Origin of the sequence: Aurantimonas sp. E1-2-R+4 (assembly GCF_036549515.1) — a bacterium.
Lineage (GTDB): Bacteria > Pseudomonadota > Alphaproteobacteria > Rhizobiales > Rhizobiaceae > Aurantimonas > Aurantimonas coralicida_A.
In genome coordinates this window covers 1-520 of sequence record NZ_JAZHLK010000168.1, presented here as the reverse complement: position 1 = coordinate 520, position 520 = coordinate 1, and the positions used below count along the sequence as shown (strand labels likewise).

At 57.1% G+C, this 520-nt stretch carries 1 protein-coding gene; it reads left to right on the top strand.

Annotated elements, in window-relative coordinates; genetic code table 11:
* On the top strand, positions 1–199 hold a 199-nt coding region (locus tag VQ045_RS21905; RefSeq protein ID WP_331831637.1), incomplete at its 5' end, for a transposase.
* Positions 200–520 lie beyond the last annotated feature (321 nt).

Below are 520 nucleotides of genomic sequence, written 5' to 3'. Positions count from 1 at the left end.
GACCGCGATCGTGAAGCGATCCGACACAGCCAGGGGTTTTGAGGTTCTGCCGAGACGCTGGGTGGTCGAACGGACGTTCGCATGGCTGGGGCGATGCCGAAGGCTGGCCAAGGTTTTCGAGAACCTGTCGCGCAACGCGCTCGCATTCCTCAAACTGGCGTCTATCCGCCTAATGCTGCGAAGGCTTTGTTCAAATTGAACAACTTTCCGGACCGACTCTTAGGTACGCTCTGTTACCCATGTCTCCGGGCCGGACAGTTCTCACTTTTATCCAAGGCTGCGCACCCGACTGGATTCGAACCAGTGGCCTTCGCCTTCGGAGGGCAACGCTTTATTCGGCCAAGCTACAGGACCTCACTCGGTCGCTACTGCCTACGGGAATTGAGGCTCGGCGGCGGAAATGCATTTTATACCAACGGGAGCGAAGGCCGACTCTTCGGGGATTCCCAAGCTGACAGAATTCTGAATCACTGTGACAAACGGAGGTTTGTCATGGCAGCACCGGTTCCCCTTCACACGG